The organism is Klebsiella grimontii, from assembly GCF_042137965.1.
GTDB lineage: Bacteria > Pseudomonadota > Gammaproteobacteria > Enterobacterales > Enterobacteriaceae > Klebsiella > Klebsiella grimontii.
The window spans coordinates 3,117,995-3,140,467 of sequence record NZ_CP169721.1 but is presented as its reverse complement, the minus strand read 5'-3'; the positions used below and the strand labels follow the sequence as shown (position 1 = coordinate 3,140,467).

24 protein-coding genes are annotated in these 22,473 nt (G+C 56.2%); 8 read left to right on the top strand and 16 right to left on the bottom strand.

What is annotated here, in order from left to right; translation table 11 throughout:
* Nucleotides 1-5: 5 nt before the first annotated feature.
* Nucleotides 6-1,445 (bottom strand): MFS transporter, encoded by a 1,440-nt coding sequence (locus ACE3MN_RS14840; protein WP_162685345.1) that lies wholly within the window; start codon nt 1,443-1,445, stop codon nt 6-8.
* Between the two features lie 439 nt (nt 1,446-1,884).
* Between ACE3MN_RS14840 and ACE3MN_RS14835 the strand changes: the two genes are divergently transcribed.
* On the top strand, nt 1,885-2,079 hold the full coding sequence (locus tag ACE3MN_RS14835) for a hypothetical protein (RefSeq protein ID WP_142385544.1): 195 nt from the start codon (nt 1,885-1,887) through the stop codon (nt 2,077-2,079).
* Nucleotides 2,080-2,335: 256 nt separating this feature from the next.
* Nucleotides 2,336-3,718, top strand: coding sequence for a carbohydrate porin (locus ACE3MN_RS14830; protein WP_031446334.1), 1,383 nt, complete (start codon nt 2,336-2,338; stop codon nt 3,716-3,718).
* 65 nt (nt 3,719-3,783) lie between these two features.
* Here the strand turns inward: ACE3MN_RS14830 and ACE3MN_RS14825 are convergent, their stop codons facing one another.
* The 13 genes from ACE3MN_RS14825 to ACE3MN_RS14765 all read right to left on the bottom strand — a co-directional run bounded on the left by ACE3MN_RS14825 (nt 3,784) and on the right by ACE3MN_RS14765 (nt 14,613).
* Complete coding sequence (locus ACE3MN_RS14825; RefSeq protein ID WP_049131434.1) at nt 3,784-4,743, bottom strand: YbgA family protein; 960 nt, start codon at nt 4,741-4,743, stop codon at nt 3,784-3,786.
* Between the two features lie 14 nt (nt 4,744-4,757).
* On the bottom strand, nt 4,758-5,291 hold the full coding sequence (locus ACE3MN_RS14820; protein ID WP_004139263.1) for a DUF3833 domain-containing protein: 534 nt from the start codon (nt 5,289-5,291) through the stop codon (nt 4,758-4,760).
* Nucleotides 5,288-5,812, bottom strand: coding sequence for a hypothetical protein (locus ACE3MN_RS14815; RefSeq protein ID WP_049131433.1), 525 nt, complete (start codon nt 5,810-5,812; stop codon nt 5,288-5,290). Before ACE3MN_RS14815 ends, ACE3MN_RS14820 begins: the two co-directional genes overlap by 4 nt.
* Nucleotides 5,809-6,294 carry a DUF2878 domain-containing protein gene (locus ACE3MN_RS14810; protein ID WP_024358384.1) on the bottom strand — a complete coding sequence of 162 codons (486 nt, stop codon included), beginning with the start codon at nt 6,292-6,294 and terminating at the stop codon, nt 5,809-5,811. The genes ACE3MN_RS14815 and ACE3MN_RS14810 overlap by 4 nt, the downstream gene beginning before the upstream one ends.
* Nucleotides 6,291-7,511, bottom strand: coding sequence for an SAM-dependent methyltransferase (locus ACE3MN_RS14805; protein ID WP_024358383.1), 1,221 nt, complete (start codon nt 7,509-7,511; stop codon nt 6,291-6,293). The genes ACE3MN_RS14810 and ACE3MN_RS14805 overlap by 4 nt, the downstream gene beginning before the upstream one ends.
* Nucleotides 7,508-8,230, bottom strand: coding sequence for a DUF1365 domain-containing protein (locus tag ACE3MN_RS14800; protein ID WP_024358382.1), 723 nt, complete (start codon nt 8,228-8,230; stop codon nt 7,508-7,510). The genes ACE3MN_RS14805 and ACE3MN_RS14800 overlap by 4 nt, the downstream gene beginning before the upstream one ends.
* A 1-nt stretch (nt 8,231) precedes the next feature.
* The gene (locus ACE3MN_RS14795; RefSeq protein ID WP_064410607.1) at nt 8,232-9,491 is read right to left on the bottom strand and encodes an NAD(P)/FAD-dependent oxidoreductase; all 1,260 of its coding nucleotides are present in this window, start codon (nt 9,489-9,491) and stop codon (nt 8,232-8,234) included.
* The gene (locus ACE3MN_RS14790) at nt 9,488-10,207 is read right to left on the bottom strand and encodes an SDR family NAD(P)-dependent oxidoreductase (RefSeq protein ID WP_064342559.1); all 720 of its coding nucleotides are present in this window, start codon (nt 10,205-10,207) and stop codon (nt 9,488-9,490) included. The genes ACE3MN_RS14795 and ACE3MN_RS14790 overlap by 4 nt, the downstream gene beginning before the upstream one ends.
* Nucleotides 10,204-10,638: a nuclear transport factor 2 family protein gene (locus ACE3MN_RS14785; RefSeq protein ID WP_024358379.1), complete on the bottom strand. Its 435-nt coding sequence runs from the start codon at nt 10,636-10,638 to the stop codon at nt 10,204-10,206. The genes ACE3MN_RS14790 and ACE3MN_RS14785 overlap by 4 nt, the downstream gene beginning before the upstream one ends.
* Before the next feature lie 264 nt (nt 10,639-10,902).
* Entirely contained in the window at nt 10,903-11,631 is a 729-nt protein-coding gene (locus ACE3MN_RS14780; protein ID WP_375364085.1) for a MerR family transcriptional regulator, read from the bottom strand.
* Between the two features lie 99 nt (nt 11,632-11,730).
* Nucleotides 11,731-12,075, bottom strand: coding sequence for a DUF1294 domain-containing protein (locus tag ACE3MN_RS14775; protein ID WP_004139238.1), 345 nt, complete (start codon nt 12,073-12,075; stop codon nt 11,731-11,733).
* 81 nt (nt 12,076-12,156) lie between these two features.
* A complete protein-coding gene (locus ACE3MN_RS14770; RefSeq protein ID WP_165775009.1) occupies nt 12,157-13,344 on the bottom strand; it encodes an MFS transporter in 1,188 nt (395 codons plus the stop codon).
* A gap of 132 nt (nt 13,345-13,476) precedes the next feature.
* Nucleotides 13,477-14,613 (bottom strand): alpha/beta hydrolase, encoded by a 1,137-nt coding sequence (locus tag ACE3MN_RS14765; RefSeq protein ID WP_074192157.1) that lies wholly within the window; start codon nt 14,611-14,613, stop codon nt 13,477-13,479.
* A 162-nt stretch (nt 14,614-14,775) separates the two neighbouring features.
* Here ACE3MN_RS14765 and ACE3MN_RS14760 point away from each other — a divergent pair, with 162 nt between their 5' ends.
* Nucleotides 14,776-15,660, top strand: coding sequence for a LysR family transcriptional regulator (locus tag ACE3MN_RS14760; protein WP_004139230.1), 885 nt, complete (start codon nt 14,776-14,778; stop codon nt 15,658-15,660).
* 65 nt (nt 15,661-15,725) lie between these two features.
* Here ACE3MN_RS14760 and ACE3MN_RS14755 read toward each other — a convergent pair whose 3' ends face one another.
* Entirely contained in the window at nt 15,726-16,637 is a 912-nt protein-coding gene (locus ACE3MN_RS14755; RefSeq protein WP_004139229.1) for a LysR family transcriptional regulator, read from the bottom strand.
* Nucleotides 16,638-16,795: 158 nt separating this feature from the next.
* On the opposite strand from ACE3MN_RS14755, the gene ACE3MN_RS14750 reads away from it, so the two are divergent.
* Entirely contained in the window at nt 16,796-17,776 is a 981-nt protein-coding gene (locus tag ACE3MN_RS14750) for an NAD(P)H-dependent flavin oxidoreductase (protein ID WP_004139226.1), read from the top strand.
* Between the two features lie 103 nt (nt 17,777-17,879).
* Here the strand turns inward: ACE3MN_RS14750 and ACE3MN_RS14745 are convergent, their stop codons facing one another.
* On the bottom strand, nt 17,880-18,809 hold the full coding sequence (locus ACE3MN_RS14745) for an aromatic alcohol reductase (protein ID WP_098363359.1): 930 nt from the start codon (nt 18,807-18,809) through the stop codon (nt 17,880-17,882).
* 140 nt (nt 18,810-18,949) lie between these two features.
* On the opposite strand from ACE3MN_RS14745, the gene ACE3MN_RS14740 reads away from it, so the two are divergent.
* From ACE3MN_RS14740 to ACE3MN_RS14725, 4 genes are all read left to right on the top strand, one after another.
* Nucleotides 18,950-19,855 carry a LysR family transcriptional regulator gene (locus ACE3MN_RS14740; RefSeq protein ID WP_101867896.1) on the top strand — a complete coding sequence of 302 codons (906 nt, stop codon included), beginning with the start codon at nt 18,950-18,952 and terminating at the stop codon, nt 19,853-19,855.
* A 690-nt stretch (nt 19,856-20,545) separates the two neighbouring features.
* Nucleotides 20,546-20,734, top strand: a complete 189-nt coding sequence (locus ACE3MN_RS14735; RefSeq protein ID WP_071830654.1) for a cold-shock protein — start codon at nt 20,546-20,548, stop codon at nt 20,732-20,734.
* Between the two features lie 216 nt (nt 20,735-20,950).
* The gene (locus ACE3MN_RS14730; protein WP_004139219.1) at nt 20,951-21,580 is read left to right on the top strand and encodes a winged helix-turn-helix transcriptional regulator; all 630 of its coding nucleotides are present in this window, start codon (nt 20,951-20,953) and stop codon (nt 21,578-21,580) included.
* Between the two features lie 125 nt (nt 21,581-21,705).
* Nucleotides 21,706-22,287 (top strand): outer membrane beta-barrel protein, encoded by a 582-nt coding sequence (locus ACE3MN_RS14725; RefSeq protein WP_024358371.1) that lies wholly within the window; start codon nt 21,706-21,708, stop codon nt 22,285-22,287.
* Nucleotides 22,288-22,473: the final 186 nt, after the last annotated feature.

The following is a 22,473-nucleotide window of genomic DNA, read 5'->3' as shown; positions in this document are numbered from 1 at the left end:
TTTAGCTACACGCGTATCTCATCAAGCTGACGGTTGATATCGTTAACGTTTTTGTCAGAGATGGGATAAACCTGAATGATGATCATCGATATAATGGCTAACGCGATAGGGATCCACACCGCGGTCATAATGATCCCGTCGATAGCGCTGGCGCTTTGCTGGGCGCCGGTTTCATTGAATCCATAGACGGCCAGCAGCCACAGCGGGATAGCGCCGCCGATAGTAAAACCAATCTTGAAAAACAGCCCCATAATCGCGTTAATGATCGCCGCATTCCGTTTGCCAGATTTTAATTCGCCGTACGCGATGACTTCGGGAACCAGCGCCCACATAAAGCCGGTCGCCGAGGTTAAGCCCCACTGTTTAATGAAGGTCGCGATGTAAGCAAGCCAAAGCGCATCATGCATACCCTCCCGTGACCAGACGTAAGTCAGTAATTCACCGACAATAAACATGGCCAGAAAAATGTGGAAGAATCCTTTTTTACCAAAAATTTTCTTGAGTTTGGGCCAGAAAATAGGGAAGGCAATGCCCGGAATCGAGGCGACAAGGCCGACGGCCCCCATCCACTCTGAATGACCCACAACGTACTGATTGAAAAAGCCGTTAACCGTGTTCATGAAAAACATGAAGGTAAACGCCAGCATGAAAAACAGCCCGAGAATAACCAGCGGACGATTATGTTTAAGTTCAAGGAACAGATCGGTCGTTTTGACGTTGGCAGTCTGTTCTGCCGTCGCAACAACGCGTTCTTTGGTGAATTTATAGCAGATGAAAAGCGCCGCAGCGCCGATTAGCATATAAACGGAGTAAACGCCGAACCAGGCGTAGTTCGCTGATGGATCGGTATAGTTTCCCAGATTGAGCTCAATGCCAAAAAAACCGGTGTCCTTAAGGCTACGATCTTTTGGCGAGGCCATTTGTACAAACATCGGGAACAGGGTATAGACAAGAAGGTTCGCGCTATTGGCCAGCATCATGCGGGTACTGGTGAGTTTATCAATCGATTCCGGATCCCGGGTCAAGGACGCGTTAAGAGAACCATAAGGAATATTCACCACCGAATAAACTAAATCCAGAGCCAAATAGACGATAAAAGCAAAAGGGACTGAACCTCGGACGCCAGGAATGGGAGCAAAAAGTAACGCGGAAAGGATCACCAGCGGCACGCCGGCTCTTATCAGCCAGGGACGGTATTTACCTGCTTTTGACGTTCTTTTGTCAACATACGTGCCGACCATCGGATCCCAAAAGACATTGATGATTCGGACAAAAAGAAATATAAACCCAGCCGTTGCCGTGCTGATGGTATTTACCGTCAGCATGTGAAGAGCCAGAAAGCCGCCTATTGTGCCAAAAACCAGGTTTTGAGCGAAGTCGCCCATTCCATAACCAATACGTTCCCCGCGCGTTAATTTATGATATTCGTCATGGCGGCTTTGCATTATGTTTTTACTCATTCTGAGCAGACTCCGGTGTGTTGTGTGGATGTGTAACAATTTCTGACATAAATGATCTCGAAGAATCCATTACGTTTTTAAATTAATTTATTATGTTTTTTTACTTCTGTGATCATCGAAGCAAATACCCATCAAGACTATCTTGTCTCTCTTGTTGACTAACGATTTAGCAGCTATATCCCGATAGATTCAGGGCGCGAAAAAATCATTTTTTATTTTATTTTTTCTCTCTTCATCACCCGAAAAAATGTACTTTACATGGTTCTCCAGGAGTTGAGTAAATGACGCTAATATTTGCGAGATGGCTCACATTTGAGCATTTTCTTAATCGCTGAGTGAAATAACGTAATTGAGCAACCGGCCGGGAGAATAGAGGATGTGTCACAGTTGTTAAATTTTGGCTTCATAAATTATGGGGTTCATCATGCAATCTTATGCTGAGCGGGGCGCAGCCAGCGGTTTTACTCATCCACTCGACGGTGCCGGGGGGGGGGCGGCCAACGCCGCGCCGTTCCTGTTTTTCACGGCAATAGCGCAGGTCGCTGGCGCCATCAATGCTGTCCGCCGCCTGGAGGCAAAAGGTGGTGCCGTGAGTACGGAGGGCGTCGCCAGTTGCTGAAACAACGACGCTAATTATGGCGCATGCCCGGCGCAATCAATACCACCGCTGCTGGCCCGTAAATTATCCAAAATGATAATTTATCCGGGGGCGGCTCATTATTAAACAACGCGCGAGGAGGTCGGATAACCCTAATAGCGTAAAGCCTCTGTAGATGTATAAAATTAAAATAATGTTCTTATGATAGCGAGATATTCTGTCTACCCAGAATGGGATTGTTATTATCTGAATAAAATTAACCTATATTGAGATAATTTTGACAATGATAAAAAAACTTCCATTACCCGTGGCGGTTATCGCCGCCTTTTTCCCGTTTACCTCTGCAATAGCCCAAGAGTTCACGCAGGAACAGATCGACGCCATTGTGGCGAAGGCCGTCGATAAAGCCCTCGCCGAGCGCCAGGCGAAAATCGACGCTGCCGCCGATAAAAAAGTGGATGTCATTACCAACCCGCAGACCACCGCGGCCTCGCCGGATATGGCGATCCCCTTCGGCCTCAAGTTCAGCGGCTACGCCCGCTACGGCGCGCAGTTCCAGACCGGCGATCAGAAGTTTGTCGGCGTGGATGGCTCCTATAACGGCGCCTCGGCGATCGGTCGTTTAGGCAACGAAGGCAACGGCGGTGAATTCCAGATAACCAAAGCCTTCAAAAGCAGTAAAGGCGCGATCTGGGATATCAACGTCATGTTTGACCACTGGAGCGATGAAGTTAACCTGAAAAAAGCCTACGTCGGCGTCACCAACGTGCTGGAATCTAACCCCAACGCTTATATCTGGGCCGGCCGCGACTTCCATCAGCGTCCGCAGCAGGGGATCAACGACTACTTCTGGATGAACCACGATGGCCAGGGCGCCGGGGTGAAAAACTTTGATATCGGCGGCGTGCAGTTTGACGTGGCGGGGGTGTCGCAGGTGGAGTCCTGTAGCCCGGAAGTGATGGCCGATGAGGCCAACCCGTCGCGCATCACCTGTACCGGCGGCTCCGGTACCGGCGATAACGGCCACTACGCCCTGACCACCAAAACCCACAACATCAAGGCCGGGCCGATCGACGTTGAGGTATACGCCAACTACGGCTTCGATTCGAAAGCGGTGGACAGCGACGAACGTCTCGACGCCTGGCAGGGCGGGCTGGTGCTGAGCCACACCAACGACAGCGGCGTCAATAAAGTGATCCTGCGCTACTCCGATAACTCGGATAACAGCGTCTACAACAAAACCGATGACCTGACCGCTATCTACGCCAGCTTTGAAGGTCTGCATAAATTTACCCGGCAGGCGCAGATCGAATATCTGCTGGCCTTCCACGACTATGACAACGGCAAGGACAACACCGACAACCGTAAAAACTACGGCGCCATCGTCCGCCCGATGTACTTCTGGAACGACGTTCACTCCACCTGGCTGGAAGCGGGCTACCAGCGCGTCGACTACGACCAGGGCGGCGATAACCACGGCTGGAAGCTGACGCTGTCGCAGAACATCGCCATCGGAATGGGGCCGGAGTTCCGCCCGATGCTGCGCTTCTACGTGACCGGCGGCCAGGTGGATAACAAGCGCACCGCGAAGGTCAACGGCACCAAAGATGAACAGCTGGATTCGCTGAATGTCGGCGGCATGTTTGAAGCGTGGTTCTAAAAGCTGACGGATTCACCAGGGGAAACAGGCTGGCGCGCGCCAGCCTGTCCGCTCGCTCAGCCCTCTCAATGCACCGTCAGGCGCAGGGCCAGGTCCTGCGGGTAGGGGTCAAAGTAGTTCTGCGCCTGTAGGTAACGATCCGGATATTCGGCCAGATAGTGCTTAAGCAGCGTTATCGGCGCAAGGATGGGCAGCAGCCCGGAGCGATAGTTAAGGATCACCTCCCGCAGCTCGCCGCGCTGGCGGCTGTTTAGCTGGTTACGAAAGTAGCCCTGAATATGCATCAGCACGTTGGTGTGGTTTTTACGCGAGGCGGGCTGCTTGAGGATCGCCATCAGTTTTTCGCGGTACACCGCAAAGAAAGCCTCCAGATCCTGCCACTCGTGGAGCGACGCAACGAACGGACCAATCTCGCGATACCCCGGCTGATGATGGGCCAGCAGCTGAAGTTTATAGCGACTATGAAAATCCAGCAGCGCACGACGCGTGAGGCCATTTTTGCGCAGGCTATTCAGCTCGTGCAGGGCGAAGACCCGCTCGACGAAGTTTTCACGCAGCGCAGGATCGTGCAGGCGACCATCCTCCTCAACCGGTAGCCAGGGGTATTTCTCCATCAGCGCGGCGGTAAACAATCCTGTGCCTTCTTTACGCCCGCGGTTGCCCTTTTCATCGTACAGCCGAACGCGCTCCATGCCGCAGCTGGGCGATTTGGCGCAGACGATAAATCCCGACAGTTCGCCCAGCGTGGAGAGATGGGCGTTGGCGAAATCGGCCATCTTCTCCGTCACGTCGTCGTGCGGGGCATGGCTAAAGCGCATGCGAAGCTCCCCCTCGGTCGTCTGCACCAGCCGCAGCGCCGGGCGCGGAACGGGCAGGCCGATAGCCATCTCCGGGCAGATGGGTTTAAACGCCACCCACTGCGCGAGCTCATCCATTACAAAGCCCATTCGCTTGTGCCCGCCGTCGAATCGCACGGCTGAACCGGTTAAACATCCGCTGATCCCAATGACAGGTTGCGTGTTCATGGCGTTGTCCTCTTTTAATGTACCGCTCGGGTGAAGAAAAGGGTCACCGTGGCGACGGTAATGCCGAATTTCTTCATCTCGGTTTTGTTGAACAGATGCGCATCGTCCTGCAGGAACATCCAGTCGTCGAAGTGCAGCAGCCAGGTGCTACCGCTGGCCGTCACGTTCATGCTGTAGCGCCAGTGAAAAGCGTTGCCCGCCGCCTGGCCGGTCGCCACCCCGGCGATGTCGCCCGCGGTGCCTTCATAACGGTCGGCGCCGATACGGCGAATGCGCCATACCCGCTGCTGCTTTTCGCCATCGTCATAGACAAAGCGCTCGTGAAGCGTCAACGTGTCGCCAACCACGTCGCCGTCAATCGCCACGTGGAAGCGGCGCAGCTGCTTGCCGTTGCGATCCTGAACCATCCCCCAAGCTTCCGTTTTGCCCTGAAAGTAGCGGAAAATGTCCAGTGCCGGCTGCTGCTGCCGATAGTCGGCGACTTCAGCGCTGCAGCCCGCCAGCGCCAGCATCAGCAGCGCGAGGCCAAGGGTCAGAATGCGTTTCATGGTGTACCTCCGATCAACTGCTGACGCAGTTCGGGATAGGTGGTGCCGGGATCGAGCCAGATAGCGAGAAAGCGCGTACTGAACGCTGCCGACTGGCGCGGCCCCAGCGCAGTAAACGTGGGCTGCGCGGCGCTGGCGCGATACCAGAACTGGCCCTCGCCGCCGCTCACCACGAACGCCAGCTGCGTGCCCGATGCGACGTCCGGCCAGAGTCCTCGCAGCATGCGCAGCCAGGCCTCGCTTTGCGGCTCCTGTTGCAGAATGCCCTGCGCCCGCCACTGGTCGCGGGTAGCCTCGACCAGCTCGTCGCGATCGATGCTGCGCTGATAGGTGATAATCAGCGCCCGATCCTGATGCGGGCCGTCATACCGGCCGTCCGGCGTGCGTAGCTGCGAGGTATAGACGGTGAAGGGCCCCCAACTGAGGGTCGCTTCGCCAACGCGGGGCCACTCCAGCCAGTCGGCTGCGTGAGCAACTGGAGAGAATGCCGCCAGCCACAGCAGTAATAAAGCCGTTCTCATTGCCGCCTCCCCATCACCATATGGAACACGAGCATCATTGCCAGCCAGCCGCAGGCCATCGCGCCGAAGACAGCCGCCGTCGGCGCCAGCAAAGTCATCGCTCCCAGATAGGCGCCGAGCAGGTATGCCGTCGGGCCGCCAAAGGCCGCCGCCAGGGCCAGCAGCCATCCTGGCAACGTCGCGGCACAGATCAGGCGGATCCAGACGACGGCGAACATCAGCCACAGCGCGGCCATCCACAGGGGCAGCAGGGTATCGCCGTTAAAATCGACCAGCCCCGATAGCGCCCAGATCGTATCCAGCCCGCAGCCCGCGGCGGCCAGCAGCAGCGCAGACGCACGGTATTCTGGCGGTAGCCGTAGCCAGCAGAGGATTGCCAGCGCCAGCCAGATGAACAGACCGCGCTCGCGAAACAGCACCACCAGCGTCCAGTAGAGGTCGAACGCGATGGCCGTCAGCAGGAGCGACGCCGGGCGATTCATACCCGCTCCGCGGTGAGCTGTACAACGCTGATGGTGCGGGCGTTAAACCCGGCTTCGCAGTAGCCGAAGTAGTAGAGCCACATGCGGCGGAAGCGGTCATCAAAGCCGAGCTTCTCAATGTCCTGCCAGGCGTGGGTAAAACGCTGGCGCCAGTGGGCCAGGGTGCGGGCGTAGTCCGGTCCCATATCAAACAGATCGCGCACCACAAAATCGGTATGCCGCGTCATCAGTTCGTTCATTACGGTGATGCTGGGCAGAAAGCCGCCGGGGAAGATGTAGCGCTGAATAAAATCGACGCTTTTGCTGTAATCGCGATAGCGCTGATCCTGGATGGTGATGGCCTGGATCGCCATTCTTCCCCCCGGACGCAGGCGCGCCTGGCAGGTGCGAAAGAAAGCCGGCAGATAGCGCTGTCCCACGGCTTCAATCATCTCCACCGACAGCAGCTTGTCATACTGGCCGGTGAGATCGCGGTAATCGCAGAGCAGCACCTCGACGCGATCCTCCAGCCCGGCGCGGGCAATTCGCGCTTTGGCCCACTGGAACTGTTCCTGTGACAGGGTGGTGGTGGTGACCCGGCAGCCGTAGTGGCGGGCGGCGTATTCGGCCATCGCTCCCCAGCCGGTGCCAATCTCCAGCAGACGATCGCCGGGCGTAAGCGCCAGGCGATCGCACAGGCGCGCCATTTTGGCCCGCTGAGCCTGGGTCAGATCCTGGCCGTCGTCGGTAAACAGCGCGCTGGAGTAGAGCAGTTCGTCGTCAAGAAAGTGGGCGTAAAAGTCGTTACCCAAATCGTAATGGGCGGCAATGTTCTCCCGCGCCTGCGCGCGCGAGTTGCGGCGCGTCCAGTGGCGTAGCCGCGCCACGGGTTTGCCGAGCAGGCGGAAGCCGCGCTCCAGTCGTCCCAGCACCTGGCCATTACGCGCCAGGATCTGCAGCAGCTGCGTCAACTGCTGGCTCTCCCAGTCGCCGTCCATCCACGCCTCCGCGGCAGCGAGGCTGCCGCCGGTCAATAAGCGCCAGTAGACGTCCGCGGAAAGCACCCGCGCCTCGGCGCGCAGCGCGGCGGCGGGGTCGCCAAAATGAAAGGTCTGCGCCCCTTCGCGCACGGTGAGCGAACCTTCGCGAATGCCGCTCAACAGACGAAAGAGCAACCAGCGCGCGATACGCACATTGCGCGGAATATCGGGTTCAAGCGCAAAGACGGGATCGGTCATGAGCGTTCACTCCTGCTGACAGGATGGTTATACAGCGGCACGCGCTTGAGCCACAGCCGCAGCGCCTGCCAGTAGATCGCGAGGACGGTTTTCAGCGTCATCAACGGAATGCGCAGCAGCAGCCCGCGCAGGCTGGCGCGCGTCAAAGGCACGCGGCTCAGGGCCAGCGTGGCGTCGAAGATTTTGGCGGTCTGATGGTTCTCAATATGCATGTGCAGCGTTTTACCCGGGCTGTTAAAGCGCCAGCAGTAGACCATGTCCATCGGGTTAAACGGGGAGACGTGAAACGCTTTCGCCAGCGGGCGCGCCCGTTGACCGTCTACCGCGTAGTAATGACGCTCATTCCACGGCGTGTTGCGTACTTCGGCCAGCACCCAGCGCAGGGCGCCGGCGCCGTCATAGCAGTAGTAAAAGTTGACCGGATTAAAATGAAAGCCCAGGTAGCGCAGCTGGGTCAGCAGCATGACGCGGCCCTCCGGGCGGCAGCCGGTCAGGCTTTCCAGGCGGTTCAGAACCTGCTGTTTTAACGGCGTGCCCAGCGGATAATCCGCATCGTAAAAGGCGGCGGCGGCAAACCGATTGCGGCGGATGCCGACGGCCGCGAGCGCATCCAGTTCGTCCAGGTCGAGCCAGGCCATAAAGATGCGATAGCGAAAGTGGTGCGCCTTCGGCTGGAGACGGCGGTGGCGTAATACGCCCTCATAGAGGCAGCTGTTCATTTCAGAAGTTCTCCGCCGCCGCGATGCCGTTGACCACATCGAGGGCGCTGCGCACGCCATCTTCATGAAAACCGTTATACCAGTACGCGCCGCAGAACCAGCTCCGCTGGCGGCCGTTAATCTCCTCGCGGCGCATCTGGGCGGACCAGCTTTGCGGATTAAACAGCGGATGTTCATAGACCATGCGCTTCCAGACGAAGCGCGGGTCCACCGGCGTTGGCGGATTGAGGGTGACGCAGAACAGTGGGGCGTCGGCGGGCAGGCCCTGAAGAATATTCATGTTATAGGTGACGCAGGCGCTGGCCTGATCCTGCTCGCTCAGGCGATAGTTCCAGCTGGCCCAGGCGCGCTTGCGCGTCGGCAGCCAGCGGGGATCGCTATGCAGGACCACTTCATTTTGCTGCCAGCCGATATCTCCCAGAATCTCGCGTTCGGCGGAGGTCGGGTCCGCCAGCATGGCCAGCGCCTGGGCCGAGTGGCAGGCGAAGATCGCCTGATCGAAATGCTGCTCCCCCGATGCCAGCTGGAGCGTGACGCCCTCCTGGCGACGGATAACGTTTTGCACCGGCGCATTGAGGCGAAGGCGCAGGCGATCGCCACGCTGAGCCAGCAGGGCGCGCACGTATTCGCGCGAGCCGCCGGGCACCACGTACCATTGCGGACGCTGGCGGATATCGAGCAGGCCGTGGTTTTCAAAAAAGCGCAGAAACAGCGCCAGCGGGAAGCGGCGCATCTCCTGCAGCGATGAAGACCAGATAGCGGCGCCCATCGGCAGAATGTAATGGCGAGCGAAAAAGGGGCTAAAGCGGTGCCGCTCAAGGAAGGTCTGTAGCGTGGCGCCCGGGTCGAACGCCCCCGCCAGAGCCTGTTTCGCCTGACGATTAAAGCGGACGATCTCCGTCAGCAATCCCCAGAAGGCCGGCTTTACCAGGTTGCGCCGCTGGGCGAAAAGCGAGCTCAGGCTGTGGCCGTTATACTCCAGCCCGCTCTGCGGGTTGTGTACCGAGAAGCTCATTTGCGTTTTTTGACCGCTGAGTCCCAGCTCGCTGAGCAGCTCCATAAAGCGCGGATAGGTGCGATCGTTGTAAACGATGAACCCGGTATCGATGGCCCATGTGCCCTGCGGCGTGGCGATATCCACCGTGGCGGTGTGTCCCCCCGGCGTGGATGCCGCTTCGAACAGGGTGACCTGGTGTTGTCCGGCAAGGCGCCAGGCGCAGGTCAGACCGGCAATGCCGCTGCCAATAATCGCGATATTCATGAGCGTACCATCCTGCGCAACAGTAGGCGTTGCAGACCTTCGGGAAGCCCTGCCAGCAGGCGCAGGAGCATGCCAAAGCCTGTCGGGAAGACGATATGATTTTTACCTTTCGCCAGACCGCGGCGAATCGCCTTTACCGCGTGCTCCACGCTCACCTGGCCGGGCATGGAAAAATCGTTTTTGCGCGTCAGCGGGGTATCGACGAATCCCGGCGAGACCACCGTGATGGCAATGCCTTTCGGCTCCCAGTCCAGGCGCAGGCTGTTGGCAAACCAGGTTAACGCCGCTTTGGAGGCGCCATACGCCTCGGCGCGAGGAAAGGGCAGCCAGTGCGCCATTGAACTTACCAGCACCACGCGATTGCCGACAGACAGCTGCGGCTGAAGCGCCTCCAGGCAGTTCACCGGCCCGAGAAAGTTGGTGGCGATCGTTCGTTCCACCAGCGCGGCATCTACCGTTCCGTGGTCGAGGTATTCGCAGGTCCCGGCGCAGAGAATGATCAGATCGGCCCGGCACTCCGCGAGCGCCTGGCGACAGGCCTCCCTGTCCGTCATATCAAATGAGCGGAGGCTGATGTTGGGGCTGTGCCGCTGTAGCGCTGCCAGACGCGACGGATCGCGACCGCAGGCGATGACGGGGTGGCCGTCCGCGGCGAAGGATTTGGCGAGTCCGGCGCCAATCCCGGAGCTGGCGCCGGTGATAAGCACCGTCATCATGTCCGCACCCTCCGCTTGACGCCGCGTACCGCCCAGCCCAGCAGGGGAAGATGTTCGTACAGCATCTCCCCGGCGTCGTAGTAGTCGCGCTGGTGAATAATCCGCTCCTCTTCAACCGTAACCATCGAGCAGCCCGCAAGTTCTAACGCCTTCCCGCCGTCCAGGCGCGGATGCGACCAGTGCATGGTCCAGGCGACGGCAAACCGCTGAGCGTTGCAGACCGGCGTATCGATGTCGAAACGGCACCGCGCCACGTTGGCTAACAGATGGGAAAAATACCCCTGGATCGCGGACAGCCCCCGATGCTGGCCAAACGGATCGATCAGTACGGCATTCGCATGATAGAGCGCGGCCAGCGCCGAGGGCGGCTGGGTATCCAGCATGGCGTAGTACTCAGTAAAACGACTGAGAACGGAGGGCGAAGGACTCATGGCTCACATCCCGAGTGAATCAACATAGCGTATTTAAAACTTACACAATTAATAATATTTGTCCAAGTTTTGGTTGGAATATTTTTTATTTTTATTAAAAATCAGATGGTTATTTTTATCTTTGCAGCGCAGGTTTTGAGGCTTTAGCGAGAGGCGAAAGGGTATGTCCGCCGCGCCTTACGCGGACAGGGGGGCGCATTTTACGTACAGAGGATCGGTTTACGGGGGATATGACGAAGGACGTGTTAGCCGCGGTGCACTAAATTACAGCGCGACAATCTCCAGAGAGACCACCTGCTGCTGCCAGCGTTCGACCTGCTTCTGGCGAGCAGGAGAGAGTTTACCGGTCGTCACCAGCAGCCATTTGCGCTCCGGCAGGATCTCCGGCGCCAGGGTTGCGGGGGGCGCCGGAAGGACGTCGATGCGGTGGCCCTGTCCGGTGCGTTTGAGCGCTTCAAGCCAGATTTCGCAGGCGTCTGTTAGGTGCCAGCCGGTGATCAAATAGTTATCGCCGGGCGCCTTTTTGTCCCCTTCGAGGCAGAAGGAGGTGTAGGCGATGATGATACCGTCGAGGATTTCGCGCAGCGTCATAATTGCCGGTACATTGGCGGAGACCTGGCTGCGCAGCGGGCGCAGCACCTCGGTGACCACCTCGGGGCGAGGGGATTCGCGCCCGGCGTCGTAAATCAGCTGGCGCAGGGATTCGATTTTCCCCTCTTTCAGGCGCTGGAGCATGTTCTCCTGCAAGGTGAGCCAGTTATTCGTCCGCCGCGCGCCGGGACGCGCCAGCAGGGGTTTCACCTGGCTGACGGGAACCCCTTTTTTGACCCAGTCGAGAATTTTAAGCGCCTGCTGGATATCGTCATCGTTGTACAGGCGATGGCCGCCATCGGTGCGCTGTGGCTTAAGGAGGCCGTAGCGACGCTGCCAGGCGCGGAGCGTCGTCGCGTTAATGCCGCAAAGCTGCGCAAATTCACCGATGGAGTAGGTCATAAGGGACACCTGATAATCAACAATACTCTCAATATACTACGAATAGCGGCGGGTTGAGTGCATTCCCGCGCTTTTGCAAGCCGTTAGCCTCGCCAAAACTTAGTGAAAAGAAAAAGGAGAGAACACATAAATCGCCGCCATCCCTGCGAGACTGGCGATCGCGCTGATGATGAACCAGGTCCTGAACGGCTGCTTTTGCGTTTTGTGGCGGAACAGCTGCTGACCCGCTATTGCGCCAGCCCAGCCGCCCACGAACCCAAACACCAGCAACGTGGACTCCGGTACCCTGTGCCAGGCCCTGCGCGCCGCCATTTTATCCACGCCGTAAATCGCTAGCGTCAGGACGTTGACCAGCAGGAGCCAAATAGCAAAGGGCCAGGACGTAAAAATGCTGCCGATCGCCGCAGCGATCAGGAGCAAATAACAACACCGATTGAGATTCATATTTTTAGCCGCAGTTTTTCAGCGCGTATTGAAACCGCATTATACGCACGACCCGCGGCGAGAAAAACCCGCGGCCTTAGCCTACTTCCTCGCCTGGCGGCCGGTGAGCGCCGTTATTCCGACCGCGGCAAGCAGCAATATTCCACTTAATCCAAAAGCGCTTTGCCACCCCATGCGGTCAAATACCACGCCTCCTGCCGTCGAACCCAGCGCAATCGACAGCTGAATCACGGCGACCATCAATCCGCCACCCGCTTCCGCGTCGTCGGGCAGCGTCCGCGCTATCCACGTCCACCAGCCGGTTGGCGCCGCCGTCGCCAGCATTCCCCACAGGCTTAACAGAATGGCTACGGCCCAGGCGTGGTGTCCTGCCAGCAGCAACGTTCCGGCAATCGCGGCCATCAGTAAGGGGAGGGTGATTAAGGTCTGATAAAATCGGGCAGTGAGGAGTGGTGAAACGCCCAGGGTGCCGATAAAACCCGCGATGCCTATCGCGAGCAAAATCAGGGACAGGCCAGAGGCGCTGACGCCGGTTACCGTTTCCAGAAACGGCCGCACGTAGGTAAAGAGGGTAAACTGCCCCATAAAGAAGAGTCCGCAGGCCAGCAGGCCGATAGCGATGATGGGCGTTCTGAACAGGCGAAGCGCGGAGCCGCGCGGCCGGCTCGCGTTATCGCTTGCCATCGCGGGCAGGCTGACGCACTGCCAGATGAAGGCGGCTATCGCCAGCGGCGCCAGGCATAAAAAGGCACCGCGCCAGCCGACGGTTGACCCCAGGTAGCTGCCCAGCGGCGCCGCCACGACGGTCGCCAGCGCGTTACCGCCGTTGAAAATCGCCAGCGCGCGGGGAACCTGGCGCTGCGGCACCAGCCTGATGGCGGTGGCCGCCGACATCGACCAGAATCCACCGATGACGATACCAATCAGGGCCCTTCCCGCCATATAAACCGCATAGCTGGACGCCAGCGCGACAATCAAACCCGACGCCGCCATCAGAACCGTCAGCCCCAGCAGGAGATATTTACGATTCAGGCTCCCGGCAAGGTTGGCGATAGTCAGGCTGGTCATGACCGCCAGGGCGCCGGAAATCGCAATGCCCTGGCCTGCCAGCCCCTCGGTGACGTTTAAATCTCTGGCAATCGGCGTCAGCAGGCTGACCGGCATAAATTCGGAAGCGATGAGGACAAAAACGCACAGCGTCATGGCAAATACGCCGCCCCAGTGGGCGTGCGCTGGCGTGGGGGGGGTAGTACGGCTCAGTGTGGACATGATCTGCATCCCGGAATATTTTCCCGGCCCGCTTCAGGCGCGGCCGGATCAGACGCTATTGATGAAAACGTGGATAAAGGTAAAGCGCGGGCGATGGAACGCCGCCCGCGAATATCGGACGGCTTTCGGTCGTTATCTCAGGCTGGTTTTGAAAAACTGTTCAAATTTGGCAAACGGAATTTTACCGGCCGCATTGTCATAGAGATCGACATGGTTCGCGCCGGGGACGATTATCAGCTCTTTCTCTTTGCTGCCGATGGCCTTAAAGGCGTCTTCGGCAAAATAGCGGGAATGCGCTTTTTCGCCTGTCACGATCAGCGTCGGGATGGTGACTTCATTGGCATAGCTCAGCAGCGGCATATTCATAAACGACAGCGGCATGGTCGCATTCCACGCGCCGGTTGAGTTGACGGAGCGGGCGTGGAAACCGCGCGGCATCCGGTAATAGTCAAAAAACTCTTTCAAAACCGTGTTCGGGTTGGCGGGTAAGGTTTCTGGCAAGATACGATCGCCCGCGCTGGCGTTGCCTTTCTCATCGACGTAAATATCATGTCCGCCCGGCGCGTAGGCGCCGTTTTCCGCATCCTTCCAGCGCTGTTCGTTGAGGTAGCGCAATACGGCGCGGCGATCGGCGGTGGTATAGCGATCTTTACCGTCGCCAACGCCATGGCCCATCGCGCGGCTCATGTCGTACATGACGCTGGTGGCCACCGCTTTCACGCGGGTATCCATCGCGGCGTCGTTTAGCGCCATGCCGCCCCAGCCGCAAATGCCGAGCAGCCCGATACGGTTGCGGTCCACCTCGCTTTGCAGACCTAAGAAATCGACCGCCGCGCTGAAATCTTCGGTGTTGATATCCGCAGAGGCAACGTTACGCGGATAGCCGCCGCTTTCGCCCGTATAAGAAGGATCGAAGGCCAGGGTGACAAAACCCTGTTCCGCCAGGGTCTGCGCATAGAGACCGCTGGACTGCTCTTTCACCGCGCCGAAGGGACCGCTGACTGCGATCGCCGCCAGCTTACGCTCGCCGCGATCTTTTGGAATGTAGAGATCGCCGACCAGGGTGATTCCGTAGCGGTTCGGGAAGCTCACCTTACGGTGATCGACTTTCGCGCTTTCCGCGAAGGTTTTGTCCCATTTTTCGACCATCGAAACGGGCGCGTTTGGATGAATGGTATCGGCATAGCTCATGGTAGTGACTCCACTGAATGATGCGCATAGCAGCATGGCAGGCATGGCGGCCGTCAGTTTTCTGGCGAATGCTTTCATCAATATTTCCCCTAAAACAGGTTCCAGGTACAGGTTGCATACGGGCAACGCTGCGGTGTTTTGTTGCCATGCGCCGATTATAGTTAGCAGTAATGGTGCTGATTAGAGGGTGAATAATGCTAAGATTGATATCATATTGTTATGAATGGCGAGAAGGAAACGATGGCGAAACGGGAAAACTATAACGATCTGTACCTGTTTATGCTGGTGGTGCGGGAGGGCAGTTTTACCGCCGCGGCGCAGCGGCTTGGACTGGCGCAATCCGGCGTCAGCCGTTCCGTTCGTGAACTGGAAGAGCGGCTGGGCGTGCAGCTTCTGGTGCGTACCACCCGCAAACTTTCGCTCACCCAGGCGGGCGAGCAGCTCTATCGAACCGTCGAATCCGGCTTTGATGCGTTAGACTCGGGGCTATCCACGCTGGCGTATTATCGCCATACCCCGTCCGGTACCGTCCGTATCAATGCCAGCCAGCACGCCATTGATAAAGTGCTGCTGCCGAAGCTGGCGGTCTTTAAACAACGCTATCCTGATATCCGCCTGGAACTGATCAGCGAAAGCCGGTTTGTCGATATTATCGCGGAGCGGTTTGATGCCGGGGTGCGTCTGGGGCCGGAAGTCGGCGGCGGCATGGTGGCGGTGCGCATTTCGCCCGATATGGAGATGGTTGTTGTCGGCACGCCCGAGCATTTTCGCCGCTACGGCTTTCCGCAAACGCCCGCGGATTTAGTGATTCATCCCTGCATTGCCTATCAGTTTGGCGACGGCAGCCTGTACGCCTGGGAGCTCGATCAGGACGGTAAAAAAATCACCCACCGTCCGCAGGGGCAGTGGGCCTTTGCTGATAGCTATATGGAGGCAAAAGCCGCCAGGTTGGGTCTGGGTCTGGCTTATGTCCCGCAGGAGCTGGTCGCCGACGACTTAGAGCGAGGCGCGCTTATCAGAGTTTTGCAACGCTACAGCCAGCGGCTGGAAGGCTCTTTTCTCTATTATCCCCATCGCAACGTGTCGCCCGCGCTGCGGGCGGTGATTGATACCCTGAGAATTTAAGCCGTCAATCCTGAGGGGCCTAACCTTCTCCGGGGGCACCTTCTGGTTGATGACAGGCGCTACCGTTACTGTTTAACGTCGCATCGCGCCTTTTGTAATAAGCTCTCTAGCCACTCGGTAAACGCCCGCACTTTGCGTGAGAGATGGCGGTGTGGGTACAAGAGTGACAGTTTGCGATCGGGGGAGGGATTGTCGGGTAAGACTTCCACCAAAAGGCCGCGGTCGAGATAAGGCTGTAAAAAAAGGTTCATCCCCTGGACTAATCCCAGCCCCGCCAGGCCTGCCGATAAATAGGTTTCAGAGTTATCGATGACCAGCTTACCGGGAAGCGTCATTTCGGCGATACCTTCTGGCGTCGCAAAGGTCCACGGCATAATTTGCCGGCTGCTGCTGTTCACCCAGTTGATAGCCTGATGATCCTGCAAATCCTCCAGCGTTTGCGGCGCGCCGTGGCTTGCAATATAGGCCGGGCTGGCGCAGGTCGTCATTTTGATGCTGCCCAACTTGCGGGCGATATAGTCCCCGTCGTCCAGTTCTCCCACCCGCAGCAGGCAGTCAAGCCCATCGCGCAGCATATCCTGACGACGGTCTGAGCTACTGAGGATGATTTCGACGCCAGGATGCTGACGATAAAAATCAGGCAGATGGGGAACGACCAATAACGTCGCAAAAGCGACAGGCATGTCGACTCGCAGCTGGCCGTGCAATACCCGGTCTGTACTAAACGATTCCAGCAACGCATCCGCCTGGGAGAGCAAAGGTTTGCTCTGACGGTAAAACGCTTCCCCGTCAGGCGTCAGGTTAATACGACGCGTTGTTCGCTGCAGCAAACGCGTGCCGCAGTGCTGCTCAAGCAGCTGCAAGGCTTTCGTAACGGCGGGACGATGAATCTGCAGGTGCTCCGCCGCCTGAGTAAAACTGCCCGCCTCGACAATTTCAATAAAAATGCGAATCGATTCAAAGAGATTTATTTGCATAGCTGGCTTCTTTTGCCCACATCGGGAGATTTTATTGTTACTGATTTTATAATAGTGATGAACTTTTTTGGCTATTTTTCTAAATAATGTAACGGCCTACACTCCTTCCACGAAGAAAATGAACTGCGCCATAGCGCTATTGTGAAGGATATTGCACCATGAAAAATAACCGTATCTGTCAGATCCTGAATATAGAAAAACCGGTGATTCAGGGGCCGCTATCGTGGCTGACCGATGCCCGTTTAGTCGCCGCCGTCAGCAATGCCGGCGGGCTTGGCGTGCTGGGGCCCAATGCCGGTTTAACCGCTGAGACCGCGGTTTCCACGCCGGAAGAAACCGCTGAAAAAATGCGCGAAGAGATCCGCAAAACCAAACGGCTGACCGAAAAGCCTTTCGGCGTGAACCTGATCCCAACGCCTGAAAATGATATCTGGACCCCGCCTATTCTGCAGGTGATAAAAGAAGAGGGCGTCAGGGCCGTGGTGTATACCGGTTACGGCGAAGGGGCGCTCATACCGGCGCTGTTCAACGAATTAAAAGAGGCGGGTATTGCTGTTATTTACCGTGATATCAATCCGACGCCTGAAAATACCCGCCTTGCTGAAGCCGCTGGCGCCGATATCATCGTCGCGACCGGCTTTGATGAAGGAGGGACATTGCCGGGCACCGCGCTGGGAACCTTTTCAATTGTGCCGCTGATTGCCGATGCGGTGAAGCGCATTCCGGTGATGGCCGCGGGCGGTATTACCGACCATCGTACCGCCAGAGCAGCGCACGCGCTCGGCGCGGAAGGGATATTTGCCGGTTCGGTTTTTATCGCGACGGAAGAAAGCAGAGTGCCAGCCTCGGTCAAAAATAGAATTATTGCCGCCAATGGCCTTGATTTGCGGCTTTTCCGCACGCTGCCGCATTACTATCGCTCGCTGCCGGGCAGGCTGGCCGAAAAACTGGTGTCGATGGATAAAGCCGGCGCCAGCCGCGAGGCGCTCGGCGAAGCCATGGGGGGATTACGCGGTTTGCGTATCGGCATGCTGGAAGGCAACGCTGATGAAGGCTATATCTCGCTCGGCACGGGGATCGGCAACATCCACAGCGTCAAAAGCGTAGCAGAAGTGGTCGATGCCTTAACCGTGGACTGAGAGCGGGGCAAAAGAGCCTCGCTCGCACTTAATACTATGAGGATGGCTTTCGCGCTGATGATAGCCATTCTCATCGCAATGATGTCCTGTGAAAGAAAATGGGTTAAATAACGCTTCTAAGCCAGGATTCAATATCCTGGGTTGGAATATTATTTTGTACATTCCAGGTTTCACTCATCGGCCACCACATCCCATCTCCGCGTGCGAAGGCGACGCGATAGCGAAGCATCCGATCGTCCGGCTTCATACGCAGCTGTTCCAGTAGCGTGGGCAGGGTAAATACCTGCCGGGTAAAGGTTCGCTTTGTTACGCGCTCAACGGTGTCCGCCAGTTTTCCATAAGAGGTCGTTTCTCCGGCGACAAAGACCACTTCATTGATTAATCGGGGTTCAAACAAATAAATGGCGGTGGTCAGGCGGCCAATATCCGCAGGTGACGTCACGGTGATTTGCGTATCCCATCCCCCGAGCGCATTGAGGGTATTTTGGGATAAATTGACCACATCGAACGCCGGCTCGAAAAGAAAACTGGTAAACATGCCGGTTGAAATAATCACCCATTCCGTGGCGGTCTGAGCGCGTAATAACGTTCTGACGTCATACTGCTCGTCCCACACGGGTTGGCCGCTACCTTTTCCGACTGCATCGTAATTCACCCCAAACTGCCAGGGAAAATAGCGTTTCACCCTGGCCTCCAGCGCCGCCTGGGTAATTTTTATCTGCGTACCCGCTCCAGCGACAAATCCCATACAGTTGATGATGGTAGCAAAATTCGCAAAGAGGTCTTTTAGCGAGGCTGGCGTACTGGATGCAACGTCGACGGCGATAAATTCCGCCCCCCTGTCGGCCAGTTTTTGATGAGCCGCGGAGCGCAGTTTTCCCCGCGCATCCCACGAGCCGGGCGACACGATAACGCTGACAGCGCCATTCCGTTGAATGACCGCCGGCACCAGCGAGTCGAGCACGGCGGTCCCGAGTTGTCCCGCTCCCAGCACCAATACTTTTTCATCAGTAGCGACATTATGCTCTTCCATTTTGACTCCTTATTCATTTAATCACGGTATTACGAGCTTTGGAGGAAGCTTAGGCCGACGAGCCTGATTCGATAAGTACGCGGGGATAAGTTAGACTGTTCGTAGAAATGGAATAATCACGAGATGCCTTACGGGGAAAGATGGATAAGCTGGAATCAATGCAGATCTATATGTGTGTGGTGGATACGCATAGTTTCGCCAGAGCGGCGGAGGCGCTTGGGCTGCCGCGCTCTACGGTGTCGCGGGTGATTAAGACGCTTGAAGCATACCTGGGGATTCAGCTTTTACAGCGTACGACCCGCAAGCTTAGCGTTACGCCTGACGGCCGCCACTATTATGCCGAGTGCAAAAGGCTTCTGGCTGAGATCGCCACGCTGGAGTCCTCTTTCCCCGGGCGGTCCGCGCAGCCCAGAGGCCGTTTCAAAGTCGGCATGCCGCAGTCCCTTGCGCGGCAGAGTATTATCCCCAGGCTCCCGGCCTTTCTGCAGCAGCATCCTGGTCTGGAGCTGATACTTTGCTCAAGCGATAGCGTGGAGGACATCATTCAGGAAGGGTATGACTGCGCGATCCGCGCGGGCAGGATCGACGATTCAACGACCCTGGTTGCCCGGCCGCTCGCCAACTTTTCATGGCGGGTTCTGGCCTCTCCGGCCTATATTGCCGCTTATGGTCAGCCGGAAACGCTCGATGATCTGGAAAGGCATCGCGCTGTTGGCTATCTGGATCACCGCACCGGCAGAACCATCGAGTGGTTTTTCACGCTTGCTGAGGAGGATTACGCGATCCGCATGAAAGAGACCCTGGTCGTCGATGATACGGACGCCTACATACAGGCCGCAATACAAGGACTTGGGTTAATCCGCGTCGCCAGCTATCTGGCCAGGCCGTACCTGCGCAGCGGCGAGCTGGTTGCCTGTCTGGATAACGTCTCTTGTGCTTTACCGCTTTCGCTGGTTTATCCGCAAAATAGGTACCTTCCTCCTGCGGTTCGCGCGTTTTATGCCTGGAGCAAAGTGGTTTTGCAGCAGGCGGCCGAGGAGGCCTAATTTCGCGGCATGGCTTTTTTATCTGCGCCCAGCCGGCGAGGGCCGCGGAAACGTCTTTATGCTATGACCATCCGTTCGCGGTAGCGCTGAAAATAAAGCTTGCTATCGATCGTCATCTATGTGATTAATAGCAGGTCGATTTACTACACAGATCCAGTAATAAACGGTTTAGTGAAGCAGTTCTCATCTCAAGCGTTATCCATAGATAATCCTTCTTTAGACTCTCCCTATCGTGATTAATTAAGCTCTGTGAAGCGAATAATTTTAAAGTTTTTTGAACCTGCGACAACGATGACGGTCTAAACCCGAGTAGACAGGTTCACAAACCGGCAAACGGCGATAGAGAAGGGGTAGGCCCGGAATCTTCCGTTTAGCGTGCAAAAGTGCATAAGAGATAGCGTTATCCCAATAGCACAAGATTATTTTATTGAAATCTACCGAACATTACGTGCCCTAGGGCAAACTAAGAAATGAACAACATTAAAAAATCGCTGGTGCAGTAATAGAATTCAGTCTGAAGTGCGCTTCAGAGGTATCTATAAGCAGTAATGACAATGATGTCATTGTTATTCTCAACCATTCAGAGCAGCGTTTTCACGCTGTTACAGAAAAGCCGGGAAGGCGTTTTCTGTGAAATATGGCTAAATGTCCCTGCGGTAGAGAATGTTGTAGCAAAAAGAGGCTAACATCATGATTGACCACATTCATTTCAGATGCCCATGCTGTCATGGGTCGCAGTACAGAACATCCACCTACGATGTTTCTGAAAAAAATCCGTTTGGCGCGAAATGCATTTTTTGTAAATCCGCGATGATTACATTCGATAATATCGCAGCGCATATTTCCAGAAACTCAGCATCCCTTGAGTTACGGAAGTAAGATCGGGCCCTCGAAAAGGGCCTTTGATATCTGAATCGTAAGCGTTATTACCATTTCGATCGGGCTGCCTGCGGGCAGCTTTTTAGTTTGTTTAAATTTAAATCAGGCCGGACTTTTCTTGTCTTTGCAGATGTGAGTAAATGCGTAGTCACGCAATTCTTACGGAAATCTTGTTGCGTTCTATAATTTTTAAACCAGAACTAATCAGGTATTTCTATGCATATCCTACCGCCCGTCCGCCCGGAAGAGAGTATCCAGCGTTTAACGGCGCTCCTGACGCCAATAGCCGAAAAAATGATCGTCGTGCCGCGAAAACGTATGACCTGGACGCATAAAAATCAACCGCAGCTGTACCTTTTCCTCAACGGAGAGCTTTCTATCCTCAGAGCCTCGGACGGTCTGCTGATTGTCACGGTTTACCACCCGCATCTGTTTGGTATTGCCGAGATGATCCAGCCGGTACGCGGCCATCAGCTGCGGGCGGAAACCGAGTCGACAATACTGCGCGTTGATGCGCAAAAGGCGATGGAAACCTTTCGCCAGCATGGCGTCTGGGAAGATGTCGCCTCATTGTTGTCGTACCACACGGCTTATCTTTTCTATCGTGATGCATTAGTCGTCCAGCAGCGGACCTACGCCGTTATTCGCAACCATTTGCAGGAGATGGGGCAGCTTCCCGAAGAGACGCGGATGCGCATATCTATTCTGGATTATATTCAGGAGCGTACCCACTTATCACGTAGCAGTGTATTAAACGTATTATCGGCGTTAAAAAGTGGTAACTATATTACGTTTAAACGCGGGGGGTATTTGATTGGCGTGAATAAATTACCCGAGCGGTTTTAAGTCTGGCGGGTTGTCCAAAATTAAATAAGAAAACGATTATCAGCGCGGCGTTAATATTTTATTGTAGGCCCACTTAATTTTTGACGATGACATTTATTCGACAACGGGTCGACAACGAGATGATTATGAAAAAGACGCTTATTACGTTAATTATTGCTCATGCTTTTACGGCGACGGCCGCTTTTGCTGCTGCGGAGACAGGAACCTGGTACGCGGGATCTAAATTTGGCTGGTCGCACTACGGCGATTCCAGCACCGATCGGCAAGTCGATGTCGACCGCGATAACGTCGGCGGCGGTGTGTTTACCGGCTATCAGATTAACCCCTGGCTGGCGGTTGAAGGTGGCTATGACTATTTAGGCAATATGGGCATTAATGGTCGCCATGGCGCATCCGGTTCGCAAATGAAAAGTCAGGGGCTACAGCTTTCGTTGAAGGCCAGCTATAGCCTGACCAGCGACTGGGATCTTTACGGCCGGGCAGGGCTGATGGGCTATCGCGCGGAATCCGATGTGAATGGAAAAAATCGATTTGATACCGGCGTGCGCCCGGTACTGGCTTTCGGTACCGAATATGCCTTTAATGACAGATGGTCGGGACGTCTGGAGTACCAGTGGGTCAACAATGTGGGTAACGAAAATCAAATTGGCGTGAGCAGCGACGTTAGCTCCATGATGGCGGGCATCAGTTACCGTTTTGGGCAATAAAAGCATCGTCCCGGAAGGAGCCTCCTTTGAATAAAAGTGGCTCTTTATCTGCTGGTAGTAGACCTATGGTCATAATGACAGTATATAATGGGTCGTCATGGCACCTGAGAAAAATGTGATCGCGATCAATGTTGATAATCGCCAATGCCCTTAAATATGACACAGGGAAAATAAATGTAATAAATT